Source organism: Lysobacter sp. ESA13C, assembly GCF_019970005.1.
GTDB lineage: Bacteria > Pseudomonadota > Gammaproteobacteria > Xanthomonadales > Xanthomonadaceae > Lysobacter > Lysobacter antibioticus_B.
Genome location: NZ_JAHXYK010000001.1, coordinates 147,291 through 165,864, shown reverse-complemented (window position 1 = coordinate 165,864; position 18,574 = coordinate 147,291). Strand labels below are relative to the sequence as shown.

Here is an 18,574-nt window from a genome sequence, read left to right as displayed (position 1 = left end):
TCACGTTGCGTCGAGCGCAAGACCTGACGCACCAGCGCGGCCACACAGGCCGCACGTGCGGCCCTCCAAGACGTCGCAACACCGCCCCAGCCTAGCCGGCCGGGGCCAACTTCGGCCCACACGCTGCGCCCCTCGGGCTGAAATCGCGGGTCCTTCCCCGCCGATTGGCCGAGCGGGGGGCAAGGCCGCAAAACCCCGCTAGCGTCAATCCTTCTATTCGGGTTTGCAGTCGATGCAACCCGGTTCGCATTCGGACATCCCTTGAGTCTTCAGATCGAACAGCGCCCGATCGAGGCGCTCATTCCGTTTGCGCGGAACGCGAGAACCCACTCCGACGCGCAGGTGGCGCAGATCGCCGCGAGCATCGTGGAGTTCGGCTGGACGAATCCGATTCTGGTCGACGGCGACAGCGGCATCATTGCCGGTCACGGACGACTGCTCGCGGCGCGTCAGCTGGGGTTAGGCGTGGTGCCGACGATCGAACTGGCTCACCTGACCCCGGCGCAGAAGCGCGCCTACGTCATCGCCGACAACCGACTGGCTGAGAACGCAGGCTGGGATGAAGAACTGCTCAAATTGGAGCTGGCCGAGTTGCGCGACGCCGAGTTCGATCTGGACCTGCTGGGTTTTACGGACGAAGAACTGGACGACCTGTTGCTCGATGACCAGGCAGGTCTGACCGACGATGACGAAGTTCCGGAAGTGCAAGATCAGCCGGTCTCGCGCCGCGGTGACATCTGGATCTGCGGCAACCACAAGGTGCTGTGCGGCGACGCCACCAGCGGCGAAGACTACTCCGCGCTGCTCGGCGATGAGTTGGTGGACATGACCTTCACCGATCCGCCCTACAACGTCGACTACGCCAACAATCCGAAGGACAAGCTACGCGGCAAGCATCGCCCCATCCTGAACGACAATCTCGGCTGCGATTTCGGCGCATTCCTCGAAGCTTGCTGCACTCAGATGGTGTCGCTGACTAAGGGTGCGATCTACATCGCCATGTCATCGTCAGAACTGGATCGCCTGCAGACCGCATTCCGCGCGGCCGGCGGACGTTGGTCCACCTTCATTATCTGGGCCAAGAACAAGTTCACGATGGGCCACGCCGATTACCAGCGGCAATATGAGCCGATCCTCTATGGCTGGCGTGAGGGTAGCGACCGGTTCTGGTGCGGCGCGCGCGACCAGGGGGATGTCTGGTTCATCGACCGTACTAGCAAGAACGACCTGCACCCGACGATGAAGCCGGTAGCCTTGGTCGAACGCGCCATTCGCAACAGCAGCAAGAGCCGCGACCTGATCCTCGATCCGTTCGGCGGATCGGGAACAACCATGATTGCGGCAGAGAAGACCGGGCGCCGCGCGCGGTTGATTGAACTGGACCCGAAGTACGCGGACGTCATTGTCCGCCGCTGGCAGGAGCACACCGGCCAGGCCGCGCTGCGGCAGTGCGACGGTGTTCTGTTCGATGAGGCCACTAGTGCGGCCGACACCGCCCCCGAGGGCGCATGAGCCGGCCGGCTTACTACAACGAGATCGATCCCTACCTATGCCAATGGCTACGCAATCTAATGGCCTCGGGATTGATCCCAGCCGGGGACGTGGATGACCGAGATATCCGATCTGTTTGCGCAGAGGATCTGCGCGGCTACGGCCAATGCCACTTCTTCGCCGGCATCGGCGGATTCGCCTATGCCTGTCGGCTCGCGGGCTGGCCGGACGATGAGACGATCTGGACTGGAGGTTTCCCCTGCCAGCCGTTCAGCGTTGCAGGCCGCCAGCGCGCGCAAGCGGACGACCGCCACCTCTGGCCGGAACTGTGCCGGCTTATTGCATCGGCGCGACCCGCTCTATTCGTGGGCGAAAACGTTGCTGGCCTCATCGCGCTGGGGCTCGACGGAGTTCTTGCTGATCTGGAAGCCGAAGGCTACGCCAGCCGGGCGATTGTTGTTCCAGCTTGCGCCGTCAACGCCCCGCATAGACGCGAGCGCGTCTGGATCGTCGGGCGCCGTTTGGCCGACTGCAGTAGCGAACGACGACAACAAGTCGCCCGAGGCGTATCTGGCCATGAAGTCGAGGATGCGGGGCGGGCGGCGACGGACGATTACGAGCTTGCAAGTGGCGGCAAAATTGGTCTGGCCGACCGCGACGGCGAACGATCCGGAGAAGCGCGGCGACTTTGCGGCCGAGCGACGCAATGGCCTACCGGGGGTCGTGAAGGCAGTCTGGAGCACGCCGCGCGCGAGCGACGGCGAGAAGGGCGGTCCGAATCAGCAGTTCGGCAGTGGGTCGACCCGACCGCTGACGGCACAGGCGGTCTGGGCGACGCCGACGACGCGGGATCACAAAGACGCGTCGAGCGTTGGCAGCGCACCGGAGAATGGGATGCTTGGGCGACAGGTCAAACCCTCGCCGGTCGCCGGGTACCTGAATCCGGAATTCGTCTTCTGGCTGATGGGATATCCGCCCGAATTCCTAAGCTGCGCGCCGCCGGCAATGCGATCGTCCCGCAGGTCGCCGCCGAAATCCTCCGCGCCCTGCGCGGCTGACGCCGCGCCCTGCGCGGCTGACGCCGCGCTGGCGCGCGACGCCAGCGCCAGTCGGAATCAGTCGGCGTCGGCGAGGCCGACGTAGCGCGGGTAGTCGTAGTCCTCGGGACGGACGTAAAGGGTTAGGCGGGCCGGGGCGTGTACCGCGATGCATTGATCGCCTCGGCCATTGAAGCTGGCGATCCAGTCCTGCGCCCGACTCAGGTCGCATACAAATGCGTCGTACTCGGCGGCGGTCATGGTGTTGACCGCAACGACGCAAACGCGTTCCTCTTCAATGTGGTAGCCGCTGTGCTCGCGTAGTATGGCACGCAAGCTGGCGGGTTTACGCGAGAAGCGGACGGCTGCAGGGTAGGCCCGACAAGGCGTGATGGTCATGGTGCGCTCCGTGGTTGGGGTGCGTCATGAACGCTTCCTTCGCCCGAGAAGCCAAACGGAATTTCCTGCAATTTTCGATTCCCGATTGTTCGTTTAGGTAACGGACAAGATGACGCGTTGTGCATGCCGCAATGCGGCCGGGGCTGGCCCGGCCGCGCGATAGATCACTCCTCTTCGTCGCGGGCAGCGGGCGTCGTCGGGCGCTCGGCTTCGACGGCTTCCTCGGTCCGGATTCGGTAGACGCGGTCGTGCTTGCCGTCCTTCTCGTTGATGACGGTGTAGCCCTTCTTCTTCAAGGTGCCGGCAAAGAATCCGCGCACCGAATGCTGCTGCCAGTCGGTTGCTGCCATCACCTGGGCGATGGTCGCGCCTTCGGGACGCATCAGCAGGGCGACCACTTGGTCGATGCGGGTTTCCTTGCGTTTGGACGGCGCTGCGGCGGTGACCGGACCAGCGCCTGTCGAGTCACCAGCGCTCGGCGCTTGCATGTCGCTGTCCGCGTCACCGTTGTCCGTGTCGCCTGCGTCAACCGCGACATCGTCGGCATCCTCGCCGGCATCGGCATCGGCATCGGCGGCATTGTCGTTGTTAACCATGTCGCTGCCAGCGGGAACGTTAAAGCCGGCCTCAATCGTGTTTGCTGCCGGGGGCTGGTGGCCGACCGCCTCGTAGCCGGCAGCGGTTAGCGCGTACCCGGCACCGTCTGCGGCAATCAGATCCTCACGCAGCAGTCCGCGCACCACCGCCGTGCGCGCACCTCCGCCGAGGTTCTTTGGATAGTTCTGGATGCGGCCAGCGGTCTCGGTTGCGAGAAGGAGCAGGGCGCGCTGGCTGTCGGTAAGCTTGGTCATTGCAGTTTCCTTGGTAGTTGACGGGTGTTTTCGGTAAGCGCAGCCCTGCTGCTGCCGGGCGCGCGGGGTGTTCAGCTGATCAGGACATCGCCGATGACGCTGCGCACATCGATGTCACCGCTGGCGATGGCCTGGATCACGTCGTCGGGAAGCTTCTGCAAGAAAAATGTGGCGCGGCGTTCGATTTCGCGTTGCGCGATATCGCTCCAGTCTTGGAGCACCGTGAGTTGCGCCAGCGCCGAGCGGTTTCCGGTATTCAGGCCGGCGAGGTAGTCCTTCAGAACTTGCGTTTCGTCTCTCATGTGTGGCCTCCGTGGCCGTCGTTGGTGTGGGGCCATGAACGCTTCATTCCCCGACGAAGCCAAGCGAATTTGTCGAGAAAGAACGCTAGCTCTCGGTTGCAGACAGGTGTCCGACAGGAACGGCGTGCAGAGACGAAAACGCCCCCGCACAGCGGGGGCGTTCAGTTGATCCGAAGCAGGTAGTTAGCGTGGTGCGGTGCGGGGCTCGGAAAATACGTCGGTCATCGCCTTACGGGTATCGATCATGTCGAAGGCCATCATTTCCAGCAGGTCAGAGGGAACGGCCCGAAGTGCTCGGGCGGCTCGACGTTGCAGCGCCATCATCGCGACCTCCCGCCAATCCTCTAGGGCGATAAGCTCGGCGAACGATGCTTCGTTTGCTTGCCTGACGCTACGTAGGCACATCTTCAGGCGCTCCAAGCTAGTGTCATTTTCTTCGTGCATACCGAGTCTCCGGGCGCTAAACGGTGTGGGGACATGAACGCTTCCTTTTGCATTGAAGCCAAGTGGATCGCGCAATAAAGAACGGCCGTTCTCGACCGTGTTCAGCTGCGAGACCAACAGGTCGGCACACGAACAGAAAAGGCGCCGCGATGGGCGCCTTCTGATTTCCGCTTGGCTGAATCAGCAGCTGCTGAGGGCCTCTTTCGCGAGATGCAGTTCTCGGCGCGCGCGGCTCAAGCCGATTCGGTAGTCCGCGTTGCCTGGGGTGGTTTGCAGGTGGTCGTCGATGCTTTCGAGCATTTCGTCAAGACTGGGCTTGAGCATCGGCGCGCTTGCATTTAGCAGGCTGAGGATCTCAGGCACATCGCGTGCCAGATCCGCCAGATGCACCGCGTGTGCGCCCGTCTCCGCTAGCATCTCGATAATGGCGATGCTATGGGCCGCAATCTCGCTAGCGGCCTCCAGTTCGTCGGCGTGAAGAGCGATGCCTGCTCGGCTGGTGAGCGCTTCGAGCGCGGTGCGGCATCCCTTGAGGGAGGCCAAGGCGCCGCGGAATCGGAAGGTATCGTTTGCGTTCATGGTGGCCTCCGTGGCCGTCGTTGGTGTGGGGACATGAACGCTTCGTTTGCGCACAAAGCCAAGCGTATTCAGCGATAGAGAACGCTCGCTCTCGATTTCGGACAGCCGGAAGACAGCTTTCGCTTAGTTGCCTTCCATAACCTAAACAAGACAATGAAAACGACCGTTCTTCTTGCATCATTTGCTTGGCTTTCGGCGCGATAGAAGCGTTCATCTCCATGCCGCAACGACGCGGCGCATCCATGGAAGACAAGCATGAAGATCGAACTGGCCGATTCCCACCTGATCCAGAACACGCTTACGCTGTACCAAGCTAGCGTGCAGCGAATCGAAGAAGTCGCAGCGGGCTTTTCGCCGGGCTTTGACGGAGCGGAACTGGAGGCCGCGAAAGTACTAGCGCTGAGCAGCCTGAGTCTGATTCAGACGCTCTTTGACGCACATGAGATCGAATTGGCCCTGCGCGCGGACTTGGCGGGCATGATCCAGCGCGTCAATGAGCGCGCGCCGAGCGTACCGTTTCGGGCCCGCTGAGCTATAGGAGAGCGCAGACCCCAGCGCCTGCCGGGCGCTGGGGTGTTCCTTCTTCTTGAGCCTCGGAAGCGCGCCCCATCCATCTTGTCTGTCAGCTGTACCGCGGCGTGAACTGCGACGGACACCGCTTTGCTTACCCCGCGAAGGAAGCGTTCATGCTGTCGCCGCAACGACGCGGGGACAGCGAGAACAGCAACATGGGTGCGATTGACCAAGACGAACTGATCGGGGATTTATGCTCGTGCGCGAGCCGCTTGGATTTCTTGACGAACCACGCTCGCGCGCGGCTGCTAGCGGACAACGAGTACGAGACGCTTTCGACGCGACTGTCGGTAGCGCTCGGCATGGTACTGGCGCATCACAGCGAAGGCTATCGATCGCAGCCGATTCAGCCCGAAGTGCTACGGGATCTGATCGACGGATGTGATGCCGAGTTGTCGTCTTGGGAGCGGCACATCCTGGCTCGCCACAACAAGGCGCGGCGCAAGCCGGCGGGCGAGCCGACACCGGTTGAGCATGCGTTTCGCGGAGTCATGGCGATGATTGATCGCTATCTCGACGGCATACACCCGACCGAGCCGGCGCATGCCATCGCGCGAGCCATCGAGCGGCTGGAGCGGCTGATGAGCTGCTACCCGCGCGATGATGAGTTTCAGCACGGACTGGCGCATGCGGTCAGCGGCTTGGAACAGGCCATGGCCGCTGCGGAGTCTCAGGCGGCCTGACTCACCGGCCGATGCCCAAGCTGTCCGACACCTGTCCGAGCCGGCGTGTTAGCGAGATAGCGCTTGGCTTTAGCCCGAAATGAAGCGTTCATGCGCTCGCCGCAACGACGCGGCGAACCTGAGAGAACAACGATGACGAATATGTCTTACTGCCGATTCCAGAACACCGAGCTGGCTTTGAAGGATTGCGAAGGCGTTCTGGAGGAAATGGTCGACAGCGTCCCCAAGCGGCTAAGCGATGAGGAACTGTACGCGGCCCAGCGATTAGTCGCCAGTTGCCTCAACATCGTCCAACTACTGGCCGAGCGCGGCTCGCTGGAATTCGCGCCGAACATGGACCTTGCGACGGTGGTCCAGGAGTTGAACGAAGCGGCCGAGTGATAGGAAGTGAGAGAGCCTACCCCAGCGCCCGCAGGGCGCTGGGGTATTCCCTCTTCTTGGCGGGTGAGAGACCTGTCTGCCCGCTGTCCGTGGTCGATCCAGCCTCTGATTTCGCTTGCGGTATTTTCAGAAGGAAGCGTTCATCACGACGCCGCAACGACGCGGTCTACAGGAACTAATCCATGGACAAAGAGGTCATGATTTCCGACGCTGAGCTTCGAAGCCTCAGCGACTACGTCGAGCGGATACTGCGGTCCGGCCACACGTTCTCACAGCCCGACGCAGCCTTAACGCTATTCGCCTGCTTTGCCTTGGCCAGCATACTAGCCGAGCGCACGGATACGATCCGAACGCGTCGTCTCGACCCGAAGATCGTTGGGCGATTGGTGGCCGAGTGCCGTAGAGAACTGGCCCCGGTGGAACGTGCTATTGAGCAGACCGGTAGCTGGTCCGTAAAGCGCTGGGTTCCCAGCGAGATCTGCGCGGACGAGATGACGTTGCGCTGGCTGCATGACGAGATTACGCGCTGCTTCGAAGCATTGGAGCCGGAATTTGTCGGCTTGCCGGTGCATCAGCTCAATCGGGCGGTGCAACAAGCCCGGCTGATGCAGGTATGGGAGGTAGCGGACGCCAAATACCAGACCAGTCTGCGCGCCGCTATTCATCACTTGGAGCAGGCGATCATGGCGGCGATGTGCGCCCCGCGTAACTGATCAGGGAGAGTGAACACCCCAGCCTTTCGGGAAGGCTGGGGTGTTCCTTCTCCCGAAAGCGTGTTCACCGAGCCGCTTGCTATCGTGTCGGAATGAAGCGTTCATGCCGACGCCGCAACAACGCGGCTTGTCCGGGAAGAACCACCATGAGCGAGTATCACCGCAATTTCGGCACCATCACCCGCCGCATGACCGAGTTCGAAGTGACTATCCACGACATGCTGGCGCACGACGACACCGCCGCGCTGACGCGCGAAGATTTGCTGGCGGCTGGCAAGCTGACTCGAAGCTGTTGGGCGGTCGTCGCCATGCTCTGCGGAGCGACGGGTGTCGACTTGCCGACCGAGCCGGATTGGGACGTCATTCTCGCGAGCGTAAACGTGTCGCTGGGCGGATAGTAGGCCGGGAGTGGCAAGTCCCCAGCGCCCGATGGGCGCTGGGGTGTTTCCTCTTCTAACAGCCCGATCTGCGCCGATGGCCGGCGGTCGCGGAGGCTCTACCGAATCGAACCCTTCTATCGTGGGAATCTCCATCCGCGCCTACGGCCGCCATCGCGGCGTGTCGGACACGGCGGTGCGCAAAGCCATTGCCACCGGCCGCATCACTGCTGAGGCGGACGGCAGCATCGACCCCGCGCGTGCCGACGCCGAGTGGGCTGCCAATACGACGTCGGGCAACGCAGTTGCGCCAGCGCGCCTGACGCGAGCACGGTCGGCGCCGGCCGTCTCCATAGAAGAGTCGTTCGCCTCGCCTGGGCGCCCTGCTGCCGGCAACAGCTATGCCCAGGCGCGCACCGCCAATGAAGTGCTCAAGGCCCAGCACCATAAGTTGCGAATCGCCCAGCTCAAGGGCGAGCTCATCGACCGGTCGCAGGTGATGGCGCAGGTCTTCGCGCTGGCGCGCGCTGAGCGCGATGCCTGGTTGAACTGGCCGGCGCGTATCAGTTCGATGCTCGCCGCCGAGCTGGATATCGATCCGCATGTTCTGCACGTCGCGCTGGAGCGCGGCGTGCGGCAGCACTTGGCCGAACTCGGCGATTTCAACGCCCGATTGGACTGACACTTGTACGACGGCTTTGATGACGTTGCGCGGTCATGGCGCGACGGATTAACGCCCGATCCGTTTCTCGACGTATCCGACTGGGCGGACCGCGACCGGGTGCTGTCCAGCACCTCGTCGTCGGAGCCAGGCCGGTGGCGCACGGCGCGCACGCCGTATCTGCGCGACATCATGAACGACCTGTCGCAGGCCTCGGCGACCGAACGCGTCGTCTTCATGAAGGGCGCGCAGGTCGGCGGTACCGAGTGCGGCAACAACTGGATTGGGTACGTCATCGCCTGTGCGCCGGGCCCGATGATGGCGGTGGCGCCCACGGTCGAGATGGCCAAGCGCAACTCGAAACAGCGCATCGACCCGCTGATCGAAGAATCGCCGTCGCTGCGCGAGCGCATCGCGCCCTCGCGCGCGCGCGATGCCGGCAACACGATCCTCGCCAAGGAGTTCCGCGGCGGCGTCCTGGTCTTGACCGGCGCGAACAGCGCGGTCGGCCTGCGCTCGATGCCGGTGCGGTATCTGTTTCTTGACGAAGTGGACGGCTATCCGCGCGACGTGGAGGGTGAAGGCGATGCGGTGGCTCTGGCCGAGGCCCGCACCCGTACCTTCACCCGCCGCAAGATTCTCTTGGTCTCGACCCCCACCATCGCGGGGGCGTCGACCATCGAGCGCGAGTACCTCGCGTCCGACCAGCGCCGGTACTTCGTGCCGTGCCCGCACTGCCGGCACGAGCAGTGGCTGCGGTTTGAGCAGCTGCGCTGGACCTGGGGCAACCCGCGCTCGGCGCGCTACATCTGCGAGTCCTGCGAGCAGCCGATCGGCGAGCACCACAAGACTGCAATGCTGGCGGATGGTCGCTGGATCTCCACGGCGCCGCAAAACGCCGGCAAGACGGCGGGCTACCACCTGTCGTCGTTGTACTCGCCGGTCGGCTGGCGCAGCTGGGCCGATATCGCCGCCGCCTGGGAATCCGCGCAGGGCTCGGCGACGGCGCTTAAGGCGTTCAAGAACACCGAGCTGGGCGAGACCTGGGAAGAGGAAGGCGAGGCGCCGGACTGGGAACGCCTGCTGGAGCGACGGGAGGACTACCGCATCGGCACGGTACCGGCGGGCGGCCTGCTGCTGGCCGGCGGCGCCGACATCCAGAAGGATCGTATCGAGGTCTCCATCTGGGCCTTCGGCCGTGGCCGGGAAACCTGGCTGGTCGAGCACCGCGTGTTGATGGGCGATACCGCCCGCGCTGCGGTCTGGAACGAGCTCGGCGGGGTTCTGTCGGAACAGTGGACACACGCCAGCGGCGCGCTGCTGCCGCTGGTCCGTCTGGGCCTGGACACCGGCTTCGCGACGCAGGAAGCCTATGCATTCGCGCGAGCGACGGGCGATCCGCGCTTGCTGCCGATGAAAGGCGTGGGTAGCGGCGCCGCACTGATCGGAACGCCAACCGCGGTCGACGTGAGCGTGCCGGGCAAGCGCATCCGGCGCGGCTTGAAGCTGTTCGCGGTAGCTGGCGGCATCGCCAAACTGGAGTTCTACAACGCGCTGCGCCTGTCGATCGAGATCGGTCAGGACGGGCAGCCGGCCTTCCCGGCGGGTTATGTCCATTTGCCGAAGATCGATGGCGAGTTCTTGCAGCAGCTCACGGCTGAGCACCTGATCACCCGCCGGGATCGACACGGCTACCCGCAGCGCGTGTGGGAGAAGCGCCGCGACCGCAACGAGGCGCTGGACTGCTACGTCATGGCGCGCGCCGCCGCGATGCAGGCCGGTGTCGATCGTTTTGAAGAACGTCACTGGCGGGAACTGGAGCGGAGCTTGGGCGTGCAGCCCGCCGGCCCGCCACCGGTACCGCAGCAACCTTCGCCGTATCCCTCCCCACAGGCCGCCCCACCGGGCGGCCTTTCCATTTCCGGGCCGCGGCGCGGACGCCGGGTCATTTCGAGCCGTTTCATGCGATGAGCGATCTTCCTTACACCCACGAACAACTCCAAGCGCTGCGCAACGCGCTCGCCCGCGGCGAACGCCGCGTCAGCTTCGGCGACCGCCTGGTCGAGTACCGCAGTGTCGAGGAACTGCTGGCCGCGATCCGCGAGATCGAAGCCGCCCTCGCGGGCACCGAAGGACGGCCTCGGCGACCACGGCGCTTGCTGGCCACCACTGCCAAAGGCTTCTAGTCGATGGGCTGGTGGTCAAAGCTCCGGAGAGGCATGTTCGGCGGCACGGCGGTACACGAGGTAGCCGGCCACGGCCGACGCTCGACCGCATGGCAACCGAGCAATCCCGGCGCGGTCGCCGCGCTGCTGGCGACCGGTGATGCGCTGCGCGTCCGCTCGCGCGACCTGGTGCGCCGTAACGCCTGGGCCAATGCCGCCATCGAGGCGTTCGTCGCCAATGCGGTCGGCACCGGCATCAAACCGCAGTCGCTGATCACCGACCAAGGCCCGCGCGAGGCGCTGCAAGCGCTTTGGCGCGAGTGGTGCGACGAGGCCGACGCGGCAGGACTGACCGATCTGTACGGGTTGCAGGCGCTGGCCTGCCGCGCGTTGCTGGAAGGCGGCGAGTGCCTGGTTCGGCTGCGCCCGCGCCGCATGGAGGACGGCCTGGCCGTGCCGCTGCAGTTGCAGGTGTTGGAGCCGGAACACCTGCCCCTGACGCTCAACCGCGAGGAGCCGAACGGCAATCTGATTCGTGCCGGCATCGAGTTCGACCGTCTCGGCCGGCGCGTGGCGTACCACCTCTACCTGTCGCATCCCCAGGACGGCGCCATGGCGCCCATGTCGCGGCATGGCGGGATGGAAACGTTCCGAGTGCCGGCGTCCGAGATCCTGCACATCTTCCGGCCGCTGCGGCCGGGCCAGATTCGCGGCGAGCCATGGCTGGCGCGTGCGCTGGTCAAGCTAAACGAGCTGGACCAGTACGACGACGCCGAGCTGGTACGCAAGAAGACGGCGGCGATGTTCGCCGGTTTCATCACTCGCGATGGCCCCGAAGATCCGCTGCCCGGCGATGGGCCACCGGACGAGCACGGCAATGCGCCGCTCGGCCTGGAGCCGGGCAGCCTGCAAATCCTGGAGGCGGGCGAGAACGTCACCTTCGCCCAGCCGGCCGATGTGGGCGCGAGCTACGACGCCTTCCTGCGCTCGCAGTTCCGCGCGATCGCTGCGGCGATGGGGATCACCTACGAGCAACTGACCGGTGATTTGACCGGCGTGAACTACTCGTCCATCCGCGCCGGCTTGCTGGAGTTCCGGCGCCGTTGCGAGATGGTCCAGCACACGGTGCTGGTGTACCAGCTGTGCCGGCCGATCTGGCACGCGTTCGTAGACGCCGCCGTCCTGTCCGGTGTGATCGAGCTGCCCGGCTACCGGCGTCGCAAGCGGCAGTACCGGACCTGCAAGTGGGTGCCGCAAGGCTGGAGCTGGGTCGATCCGGAGAAGGAGTTCAACGCCATGATCCTGGCGATCCGCGCCGGGCTGCTCTCGCGCTCGGAGGCCATCGCCAGTTCCGGCTACGACGCCGAAACCATCGACCGCGAGATTGCGGCCGACGCCGCCCGCGCCGACGCCCTCGGCTTGGTCCTCGACACCGATCCCCGCCAGGTCGCCCGCAACGGCGCCCTCCAATCCGCGTCGGCTGAGCCGGCGCCTTCTGAACTGATTGCCGCCTGATGATTCCAATTCCCCACCTGGCCGCGCGCGTGTTCAACACGCCGCTGCTGATCCAACGCGCCAAGCTGGATGTGATCTTGAGCGTGCTGGCGCCCAAGTTCGAGCTTCAAACCCTGCCGCCGCCGCAGATGGGACCGCCGACACCCGCGCCAACCCTCGCGAACGAACAAGGCATCTACGTGCTTCCGATTCACGGCACGCTCGTACAGCGGACCACCGGACTGGACGCGCTATCGGGTCTGACCAGCTACTTGTCGATTGCCCGGCGCCTGGACGCCGCCTTGGCGGACGACGCTGTTCGCGGCATCGTGCTGGAAATCGACAGCCCGGGCGGCGAGGCCGCCGGTGTCTTCGACCTGGCCGACAAGATCCACGCGGCGCGCTCGGTCAAGCCTGTGTGGGCCGTCGCCAATGACGCGGCCTTCTCGGCGGCCTACGCGCTGGCCAGCGCCGCCGACAAGGTCTATCTCACCCGCACGGCGGGCGTCGGGTCCATCGGCGTCATTGCCCTGCATGTCGATCAATCGCAGAAGGATGCGAAGGCTGGATTGGTCTACACGCCGATCCACGCGGGCGCGCGCAAGAACGACGGATCGCCCCATGGCGCGCTGACCGAAGTGGCTCATGGCGCGATTCAGACAGAAGTCGACCGGCTCTACGAACTGTTCGTCCTGACCGTCGCCGATCAGCGCGGGTTGTCTGCCGAGAGCGTGCGCAAGACAGAAGCCGCGCTGTACTTCGGTCAGGACGCCATCAACGTCGGCCTGGCCGACCGGCTCGGCACGCTCGGCGACGCCGTCCAGCAACTGACCACTGAACTGGATGCCGCTGCGCGTCCCCTTTTTCTGGAGTCCCCTCTGATGTCTACCCCCGACTCGACGGTACAGACCGTCGATACCGACGCCGTACGCGCGCAAGCGCACAGCGATGCCCTGGCGATCGCTGAGCTGTGCGAGCTGGCGGGCCAACCCGCCCTGACCGCCGCCTACCTTTCCGAAGGCGTCACGCCTGCCGTGGCCAGACAGCGCTTGCTGGGCCTGCGCGCCCAGTCCACCGAAATCACCAGCCATCTGTCGCCGACCGCGTCCGTGCCGCCCTCCGCGCGGGCGCTCGACGACAACCCGCTGATCCAAGCCGTCAAGGCGCGCGCCGCGGCGCAGCGGAGGGACCGCTGATGCGTCTGACTACTTACCCCCCTGTCCACGAAGGCTTGAACTTGGGCGATTTGCTCAAGTTCGAAGCCGACAACCTGTACTCGCGCGACCACGTCACGATCGCTGCCGGCCAGATTATCCAGGTCGGCCAGGTCGTCGGTCGCATTACCGCGACCGGCGAGGTGGCCGCGCTCGATCCGGCGGCCACCGATGGCCGGGAGACGGCGGCCGGAGTCGCCATTGTCCCGATCACGACCACCACAGAGCCGAGCCCGGACGGTTTGATCATCGCCCGACACGCCACGGTCGCCGGCCACGCCTTGATCTGGCCGGTCCGAGTCACCCCTGAACAACGCGCCGCCGCCACCGCGCAGCTGAACGCGCTCGGCGTCCTCGTGCGCCACGGAGTCTGATCCATGTCGATGAACAACCCGTTCCACAATCCCGCGTTCTCGATGAGCGCGTTGACCACGGCCATCAACATCCTGCCGAACCAATACGGCCGGCTCGATGAGCTGAACCTGTTCCCGGTTAAGCCGGTGCGGACACGGCAGATCACCGTCGAGGAGCGCAATGGCGTCTTGTCGTTGCTCCCGACCCAGCCGGTCGGCTCGCCCGGCACCGTGGGCAAGCGCGGCAAGCGCGCGCTGCGTGCATTCAACGTGCCGCACATCCCGCACGACGACGTGGTGCTGCCCGAAGAAGTCGTCGGCGTGCGCGCATTCGGCACGGAGTCGGAATTGGAAACTGTGGCGGGGGTGATGGCCGATCACCTGCAGACCATGCGCAATAAGCACGCGATCACCCTGGAGCACCTGCGTATGGGCGCCCTGAAGGGCGTGATCCTGGACGCCGATGGCAGTGAACTGGCGAATCTGTTCGACATCTTCAACATCGCACCCAAGACGTTCGATTTCCAGCTTGGCGACCCCAAGACCGATGTGCGACAGAAGTGCATCGAACTTAAGCGCTACATGAGCAAGTCGTTGCAGGGCGAGCGCATGAGCGGCATTCACGTGCTGGTGTCGTCGGAATTCTTCGATGCCTTGACCGGGCACGAGAAGGTCCAGGCGGCCTATCAGCGCTGGCAGGAAGGTGCGGCCTTGCGCGAAGACATGCGCTCGGACTTCCGCTTTGCCGGTGTCCGATTCGAGGAGTACACCGGCGAGGCCAGCGATGGCGAGGGCAACACCCGCCGCTTCATCGAGGCAGGCGAAGCCCATGCGTTCCCGTTGGGAACATTGGACACCTTTGCCACCTACGTTGCTCCGGCCGACTTCAACGAGAGCGTCAACACCCTGGGCCAGCTGCTCTACAGCAAGCAGGCGCCGCGAAAGTTCGACCGCGGCACGGATCTGCACACCCAATCGAATCCGCTGCCGATGTGCCATCGCCCGGCGTTGCTGCCTAAGCTGAAGGCTTAAGGCTGTGAACGCGTTCGCGACGATGGACGAGGTAGTCTTCGATACGCTCGGCGTCGTCGCGCACGTTCAGCGCCCACCCGGTTTGCCGAAGGCAGTCCAGGTGGTGGTGCGGGACGGCGTCGAGCGTTTCGGCGAGTTCCAGCAGGTGGTCGGCCGAGCCCGGCATGTCCTGGCACGTAACCGCGAGTGGATGTTCCGTCGCGGCGACGAAGTGATCCTCGATGGCCGAGCCCAGTCGGTTGAAGGGCTTGTCCGCGACGACGGCCTGGTCAACGAGGCGGTGCTGCATGGCTGAGCCCGCACCGACTTGGCGATTGCTGGAGCGGATAGCGGAGCGTCTGGCTGAAATCCAGATCCGTGATGGCTACCGCACCGACATTGGCGCGGCGATCGCCCTGGAACCTGCGCAACATCCCGACGACGCGGCCGAAGGGCTGACCCTGGCGTCGCTGGGTATCCAGCGCGATGCCAGTAAACCCCACGGTCGGTATCGGCTATTGCAGGCGTTGGCCGAAGCGACCGTCCCGGTGAGTTTGGCCAATGCCCACGCGCGATCACACGCCATCGCCGCCGACATCGAGGATGCACTCGATGACTGGATTCCGCTGCCGAGTGCCTTGCCGGTACAGGTTGAGGACGTCGTGTTCCTGGATCGGCCGGAAGGGCTGCCGGTTGTCGCTGTCCAGGTCGCTTTGACGATCCGCTATCGCCGCTGATGGACCTGTTCATCGACGCCAACGCCGTGCTCGCCGCGGCTAAACGCGTGAGCGACATCCCGGCGAAGGTCGCGCTAGCGCAGCGGCGCGCACTGGGTACCCTGCGCCGCCGCTGGCCGGTCATCGCCCGCCGTGACATCCAAACCGAGTACGCCCTGTCGGCCCAGCGTATCCGGGCCGGGATCAGTGTGCGGACCACACGCGAGGGTGTCGAGTTAGTCGGCGTCGCGCGCGGCGTCGGTCTGCGCAACTTCGCGTCCAAGCGCAGCGCTGACGACCGCGGTTTGAATTTCACCGCCCTGCGGGGCAAGCGCGGCTTTCGCCGCAGCGGCTTCCATCGCCGTCACGGTGGCGCCGACATCGCGTTCGTCCGAACCCCGGTCTCGGGGGATAAGCGCGTTCCGCGCACGCCAATCATCCGTCTCTACGGCCCCTCGTTGGCGCAAATGTTGCGCAAGGGCGATCGCCCGGACCGCATGGCCCAAGCCGGGCTGGACGTGATCACCGCAGAGATCGATCGGCTGCTGCTGCGCTCGCTGCGCCGCTGATTTCCTGCCGCCCCCTCGGGCACCACCCCATATACATAGGAGCAACGCGACCCATGGCCGCGCAGGACCTGTTTTCGTTTCAAGGCAAGGTTTTCCTTGCCCAGCGCCAATCCAATGGCAAGCCCGGCCCGCTGCGATGGGTCGGCAATGCCCCGCAGCTGCAGTTGCAGCTGGAGGTTCAGAACTCGGACAAGACCGAATCGTTCAGCGGTAATCGCCTGCTGTACGGCCGCCTGGCCCAGAGCAAGACCGCCAACGTCAACCTGACGCTGGACGAGGCGACCCCCGAGAACATCGCCGAAGGTCTGTACTCGGTGCCGGCGACGCTGCCGGCCGGTGCGGTCAACAATGAACTGCTGCCGCCTGGCTTGACGGCCGGCGACCTGATCGCGCTCGACCGCGGCTGGGTCAGCGACGTTGCCATAACCGACAGCGCCAACCCGCCGGTGACGATCCCTCCCGCGAATTGGTGGACCGAGTCGGCATCGGCGGGCTTGATTGGCATGCGCAAGGTTGACGGGCTGATCCAGCCGTTCAAGGCCTCCTACAAGCACGGCGAGACCGTGAACATCGCCCTGTTCAACACGCCGCCGCCCGAGCGAATGCTGTTCCTGGACGGCATCAACACGGTCAACGGACGCCGCGCCAAGGTGACGCTATACCGGGTCGCGTTCAATCCTATTGAGCAACTTGACCTGATCTCCGAGGAGTGGGGCAGCCTGCAGTTGTCCGGCGCGGCCCTGTTCGATGAAACCCGTGCGCTAGACCCGAACCTGGGTGGCTTCGGCCGCATTGAAATGGTGAGGGCGTAATGGCGCGCAAGGTCAAACGCCCTGAACCGCAATCCGATGGCACGGCGGATGTCTTGACCGTGCTGCAACCCAACCGATCGCTCCCCATCGGCGGCCGAACTGTCACGGTCCGCGAGCTCGGCTTCTTTGAAAGTCTGCGCCTGCACGCCGAGATCGCCGGGCTGGTGTCGGACTTGGTCGAGCAAACCGACGACGGCAATGTCGATCTGGCCCGGTTACACCGCGTGTGCGCTCAGCACCCCGACGCCACGGTCGCACTGCTGGCCCAGGCCAGCGATCAGCCGGTCGAGTGGGTCCGCGCGCTCAGCGCCGGCCACGGCGATTTGCTGCTCCTAACGTTCTGGGCGGTCAACGCGGATTTTTTTCTGCAGCGCGTGATCGCAGCGCTGGAGCTGCGGCGCGCTGTGCCGGCAACGACTGGCCCAGCGTCATCGCCACCCTGATCGATCACGGCCACGACTGGCCGTGGATCGAGCGCGCCACGGCGCGGCAACTCGCCCTGTTCTACCGCGTCGCGATCCAGCGGGAGCGCGCGCTGCGTGCTGAGCGCATCGAGGACGTCAACGCCGGTTTTGCCGGCGGTCGCGATGTCACCGCCTTCATCCAACAACTTCGGAGACCCCCATGAAACTGATCGAGAACTGGCGCCAAGCCTGGCGCTTCGTGAGCGTGCAAGCCATGACGCTCGCCATCGCCCTGCAAGGCGTCTGGCTGAATCTGCCCGAGGATCTACGCGTGCACGTGCCCGACCGAATCGCGGCCAGCGTGACCGCGGGCCTGTTGATCCTGGGCCTGATCGGCCGCCTGTTCCAGCAGCGGGGGCCCGATGGCACGACTCTCCGCTGAGCAAGCCGGCGGGCAGAACGTCATCGCCTTCCTGGACATGATCGCCCATGCGGAAGGGGTTGAACGCTTCAGTTCGCACGGCGGCTACGACGTCCTGGTGGGCGGCAAGACGTTCACCGGCTACACCGAGCATCCGCGCAAGCTGGTCTGGCTGCCTAAATACCGAATCAACTCCACGGCGGCAGGCCGCTATCAGTTCCTGTGGAAAACCTGGAACAGCTTGCGTAACCGGCTGCGGCTGCCCGATTTCGGCCCGGCGTCGCAGGATCGCGCCGCGATCGAACTGCTGCGCGAAACCGGCGCGCTGGCCGACATCAAGAAGGGCTGGATCAGCAGCGCCATTCGCAAGTCGCGCAAAATTTGGGCCTCGTTGCCCGACGCCGGCTACGGCCAGCGCGAAGTGCCGCTGGAAGCCTTGCTCGCCGTGTACCAGAAGGCGGGAGGCCAAGTCGCATGATCGCATTGAAAGTTTGGGCCACCACGGTGCTGACCGCGATCGCCGCAGTGCTGGCAGCGTTCGGCTGGGGTCGCTGGAAAGGCCGGAAGGGTGAGCAGGCCGACACCGCTGGGCGCATCGCCGAGAGCGAGCGACAGGTACGCATCGCCGAGCGCGAGCGCGCCGACTCTGAAACTCGAGCTGAGGTAGAAACCGATGTTTTGCATCTTCCGACCGGCGTTCTGGAGCCGGTGGCGAGCGCTGTGCCTGATTCCGCTGCTGACCGCTTGTACGACGAATGGTCCCGTGACGGAAGCGACCACGGGTTGCGCTTGGACACGACCGATCCTGGTGTCCCGACAGGATCAGCTAACGGATCTGACGGCACGCCAAATCCTGGCCCATAACGACACCGGTCGCCGACTGTGCGGCTGGGGACCTAAACCACCGGCGGCGGCAGAGCAGCA

Annotated in this window: 27 protein-coding genes; 22 read left to right on the top strand and 5 right to left on the bottom strand. The window is 64.9% G+C overall.

Going from position 1 to position 18,574, the window contains the following annotated elements; genetic code table 11:
- Window positions 1–261: 261 nt before the first annotated feature.
- Window positions 262–1,512 carry a site-specific DNA-methyltransferase gene (locus LC490_RS00755; RefSeq protein ID WP_223618917.1) on the top strand — a complete coding sequence of 417 codons (1,251 nt, stop codon included), beginning with the start codon at window positions 262–264 and terminating at the stop codon, window positions 1,510–1,512.
- A complete protein-coding gene (locus LC490_RS00750; protein ID WP_223618916.1) occupies window positions 1,509–2,549 on the top strand; it encodes a DNA cytosine methyltransferase in 1,041 nt (346 codons plus the stop codon). Before LC490_RS00755 ends, LC490_RS00750 begins: the two co-directional genes overlap by 4 nt.
- Before the next feature lie 57 nt (window positions 2,550–2,606).
- On the opposite strand, the gene LC490_RS00745 is transcribed toward LC490_RS00750, so the two are convergent.
- The 5 genes from LC490_RS00745 to LC490_RS00725 all read right to left on the bottom strand — a co-directional run bounded on the left by LC490_RS00745 (window position 2,607) and on the right by LC490_RS00725 (window position 5,103).
- Window positions 2,607–2,927, bottom strand: coding sequence for a hypothetical protein (locus LC490_RS00745; protein ID WP_223618915.1), 321 nt, complete (start codon window positions 2,925–2,927; stop codon window positions 2,607–2,609).
- Window positions 2,928–3,091: 164 nt separating this feature from the next.
- Window positions 3,092–3,778, bottom strand: a complete 687-nt coding sequence (locus LC490_RS00740; protein ID WP_223618914.1) for a DUF3489 domain-containing protein — start codon at window positions 3,776–3,778, stop codon at window positions 3,092–3,094.
- Between the two features lie 71 nt (window positions 3,779–3,849).
- Window positions 3,850–4,080 carry a hypothetical protein gene (locus LC490_RS00735; RefSeq protein ID WP_223618913.1) on the bottom strand — a complete coding sequence of 77 codons (231 nt, stop codon included), beginning with the start codon at window positions 4,078–4,080 and terminating at the stop codon, window positions 3,850–3,852.
- A gap of 183 nt (window positions 4,081–4,263) precedes the next feature.
- Window positions 4,264–4,524: a hypothetical protein gene (locus LC490_RS00730; protein ID WP_223618912.1), complete on the bottom strand. Its 261-nt coding sequence runs from the start codon at window positions 4,522–4,524 to the stop codon at window positions 4,264–4,266.
- A 180-nt stretch (window positions 4,525–4,704) separates the two neighbouring features.
- Window positions 4,705–5,103, bottom strand: a complete 399-nt coding sequence (locus tag LC490_RS00725) for a hypothetical protein (protein ID WP_223618911.1) — start codon at window positions 5,101–5,103, stop codon at window positions 4,705–4,707.
- A 255-nt stretch (window positions 5,104–5,358) separates the two neighbouring features.
- On the opposite strand from LC490_RS00725, the gene LC490_RS00720 reads away from it, so the two are divergent.
- The 20 genes from LC490_RS00720 to LC490_RS00625 all read left to right on the top strand — a co-directional run bounded on the left by LC490_RS00720 (window position 5,359) and on the right by LC490_RS00625 (window position 18,514).
- Window positions 5,359–5,634 (top strand): hypothetical protein, encoded by a 276-nt coding sequence (locus tag LC490_RS00720; RefSeq protein WP_223618910.1) that lies wholly within the window; start codon window positions 5,359–5,361, stop codon window positions 5,632–5,634.
- A 155-nt stretch (window positions 5,635–5,789) separates the two neighbouring features.
- The gene (locus LC490_RS00715) at window positions 5,790–6,359 is read left to right on the top strand and encodes a hypothetical protein (RefSeq protein ID WP_223618909.1); all 570 of its coding nucleotides are present in this window, start codon (window positions 5,790–5,792) and stop codon (window positions 6,357–6,359) included.
- 141 nt (window positions 6,360–6,500) lie between these two features.
- A complete protein-coding gene (locus LC490_RS00710) occupies window positions 6,501–6,740 on the top strand; it encodes a hypothetical protein (protein ID WP_223618908.1) in 240 nt (79 codons plus the stop codon).
- 182 nt (window positions 6,741–6,922) lie between these two features.
- Window positions 6,923–7,453, top strand: a complete 531-nt coding sequence (locus LC490_RS00705) for a hypothetical protein (protein WP_223618907.1) — start codon at window positions 6,923–6,925, stop codon at window positions 7,451–7,453.
- Window positions 7,454–7,599: 146 nt separating this feature from the next.
- The gene (locus LC490_RS00700; RefSeq protein ID WP_223618906.1) at window positions 7,600–7,851 is read left to right on the top strand and encodes a hypothetical protein; all 252 of its coding nucleotides are present in this window, start codon (window positions 7,600–7,602) and stop codon (window positions 7,849–7,851) included.
- Between the two features lie 121 nt (window positions 7,852–7,972).
- Window positions 7,973–8,512: an elements of external origin gene (locus LC490_RS00695; protein ID WP_223618905.1), complete on the top strand. Its 540-nt coding sequence runs from the start codon at window positions 7,973–7,975 to the stop codon at window positions 8,510–8,512.
- Between the two features lie 3 nt (window positions 8,513–8,515).
- A complete protein-coding gene (locus tag LC490_RS00690) occupies window positions 8,516–10,462 on the top strand; it encodes a phage terminase large subunit family protein (RefSeq protein WP_223618904.1) in 1,947 nt (648 codons plus the stop codon).
- Window positions 10,459–10,677 (top strand): hypothetical protein, encoded by a 219-nt coding sequence (locus LC490_RS00685; RefSeq protein WP_223618903.1) that lies wholly within the window; start codon window positions 10,459–10,461, stop codon window positions 10,675–10,677. Before LC490_RS00690 ends, LC490_RS00685 begins: the two co-directional genes overlap by 4 nt.
- Before the next feature lie 33 nt (window positions 10,678–10,710).
- On the top strand, window positions 10,711–12,171 hold the full coding sequence (locus LC490_RS00680; protein ID WP_223618902.1) for a phage portal protein: 1,461 nt from the start codon (window positions 10,711–10,713) through the stop codon (window positions 12,169–12,171).
- Entirely contained in the window at window positions 12,171–13,346 is a 1,176-nt protein-coding gene (locus tag LC490_RS00675) for a S49 family peptidase (RefSeq protein WP_223618901.1), read from the top strand. Before LC490_RS00680 ends, LC490_RS00675 begins: the two co-directional genes overlap by 1 nt.
- Complete coding sequence (locus LC490_RS00670) at window positions 13,346–13,738, top strand: head decoration protein (protein ID WP_223618900.1); 393 nt, start codon at window positions 13,346–13,348, stop codon at window positions 13,736–13,738. The genes LC490_RS00675 and LC490_RS00670 overlap by 1 nt, the downstream gene beginning before the upstream one ends.
- 3 nt (window positions 13,739–13,741) lie before the next feature.
- A complete protein-coding gene (locus tag LC490_RS00665) occupies window positions 13,742–14,749 on the top strand; it encodes a major capsid protein (protein ID WP_223618899.1) in 1,008 nt (335 codons plus the stop codon).
- 4 nt (window positions 14,750–14,753) lie between these two features.
- A complete protein-coding gene (locus tag LC490_RS00660) occupies window positions 14,754–15,044 on the top strand; it encodes a hypothetical protein (RefSeq protein WP_223618898.1) in 291 nt (96 codons plus the stop codon).
- Complete coding sequence (locus tag LC490_RS00655; protein ID WP_223618897.1) at window positions 15,037–15,465, top strand: hypothetical protein; 429 nt, start codon at window positions 15,037–15,039, stop codon at window positions 15,463–15,465. The genes LC490_RS00660 and LC490_RS00655 overlap by 8 nt, the downstream gene beginning before the upstream one ends.
- Window positions 15,465–16,013: a hypothetical protein gene (locus LC490_RS00650; protein WP_223618896.1), complete on the top strand. Its 549-nt coding sequence runs from the start codon at window positions 15,465–15,467 to the stop codon at window positions 16,011–16,013. The genes LC490_RS00655 and LC490_RS00650 overlap by 1 nt, the downstream gene beginning before the upstream one ends.
- A 53-nt stretch (window positions 16,014–16,066) precedes the next feature.
- Window positions 16,067–16,825: a hypothetical protein gene (locus tag LC490_RS00645; RefSeq protein WP_223618895.1), complete on the top strand. Its 759-nt coding sequence runs from the start codon at window positions 16,067–16,069 to the stop codon at window positions 16,823–16,825.
- Window positions 16,825–17,268 (top strand): DUF6631 family protein, encoded by a 444-nt coding sequence (locus tag LC490_RS00640; RefSeq protein WP_223618894.1) that lies wholly within the window; start codon window positions 16,825–16,827, stop codon window positions 17,266–17,268. The genes LC490_RS00645 and LC490_RS00640 overlap by 1 nt, the downstream gene beginning before the upstream one ends.
- Window positions 17,269–17,449: 181 nt before the next feature.
- Window positions 17,450–17,671 (top strand): hypothetical protein, encoded by a 222-nt coding sequence (locus tag LC490_RS00635; RefSeq protein ID WP_223618893.1) that lies wholly within the window; start codon window positions 17,450–17,452, stop codon window positions 17,669–17,671.
- 37 nt (window positions 17,672–17,708) lie between these two features.
- The gene (locus LC490_RS00630; protein WP_223618892.1) at window positions 17,709–18,128 is read left to right on the top strand and encodes a glycoside hydrolase family 104 protein; all 420 of its coding nucleotides are present in this window, start codon (window positions 17,709–17,711) and stop codon (window positions 18,126–18,128) included.
- A complete protein-coding gene (locus LC490_RS00625; protein ID WP_223618891.1) occupies window positions 18,125–18,514 on the top strand; it encodes a hypothetical protein in 390 nt (129 codons plus the stop codon). Before LC490_RS00630 ends, LC490_RS00625 begins: the two co-directional genes overlap by 4 nt.
- The last annotated feature ends 60 nt before the right edge of the window (window positions 18,515–18,574 follow it).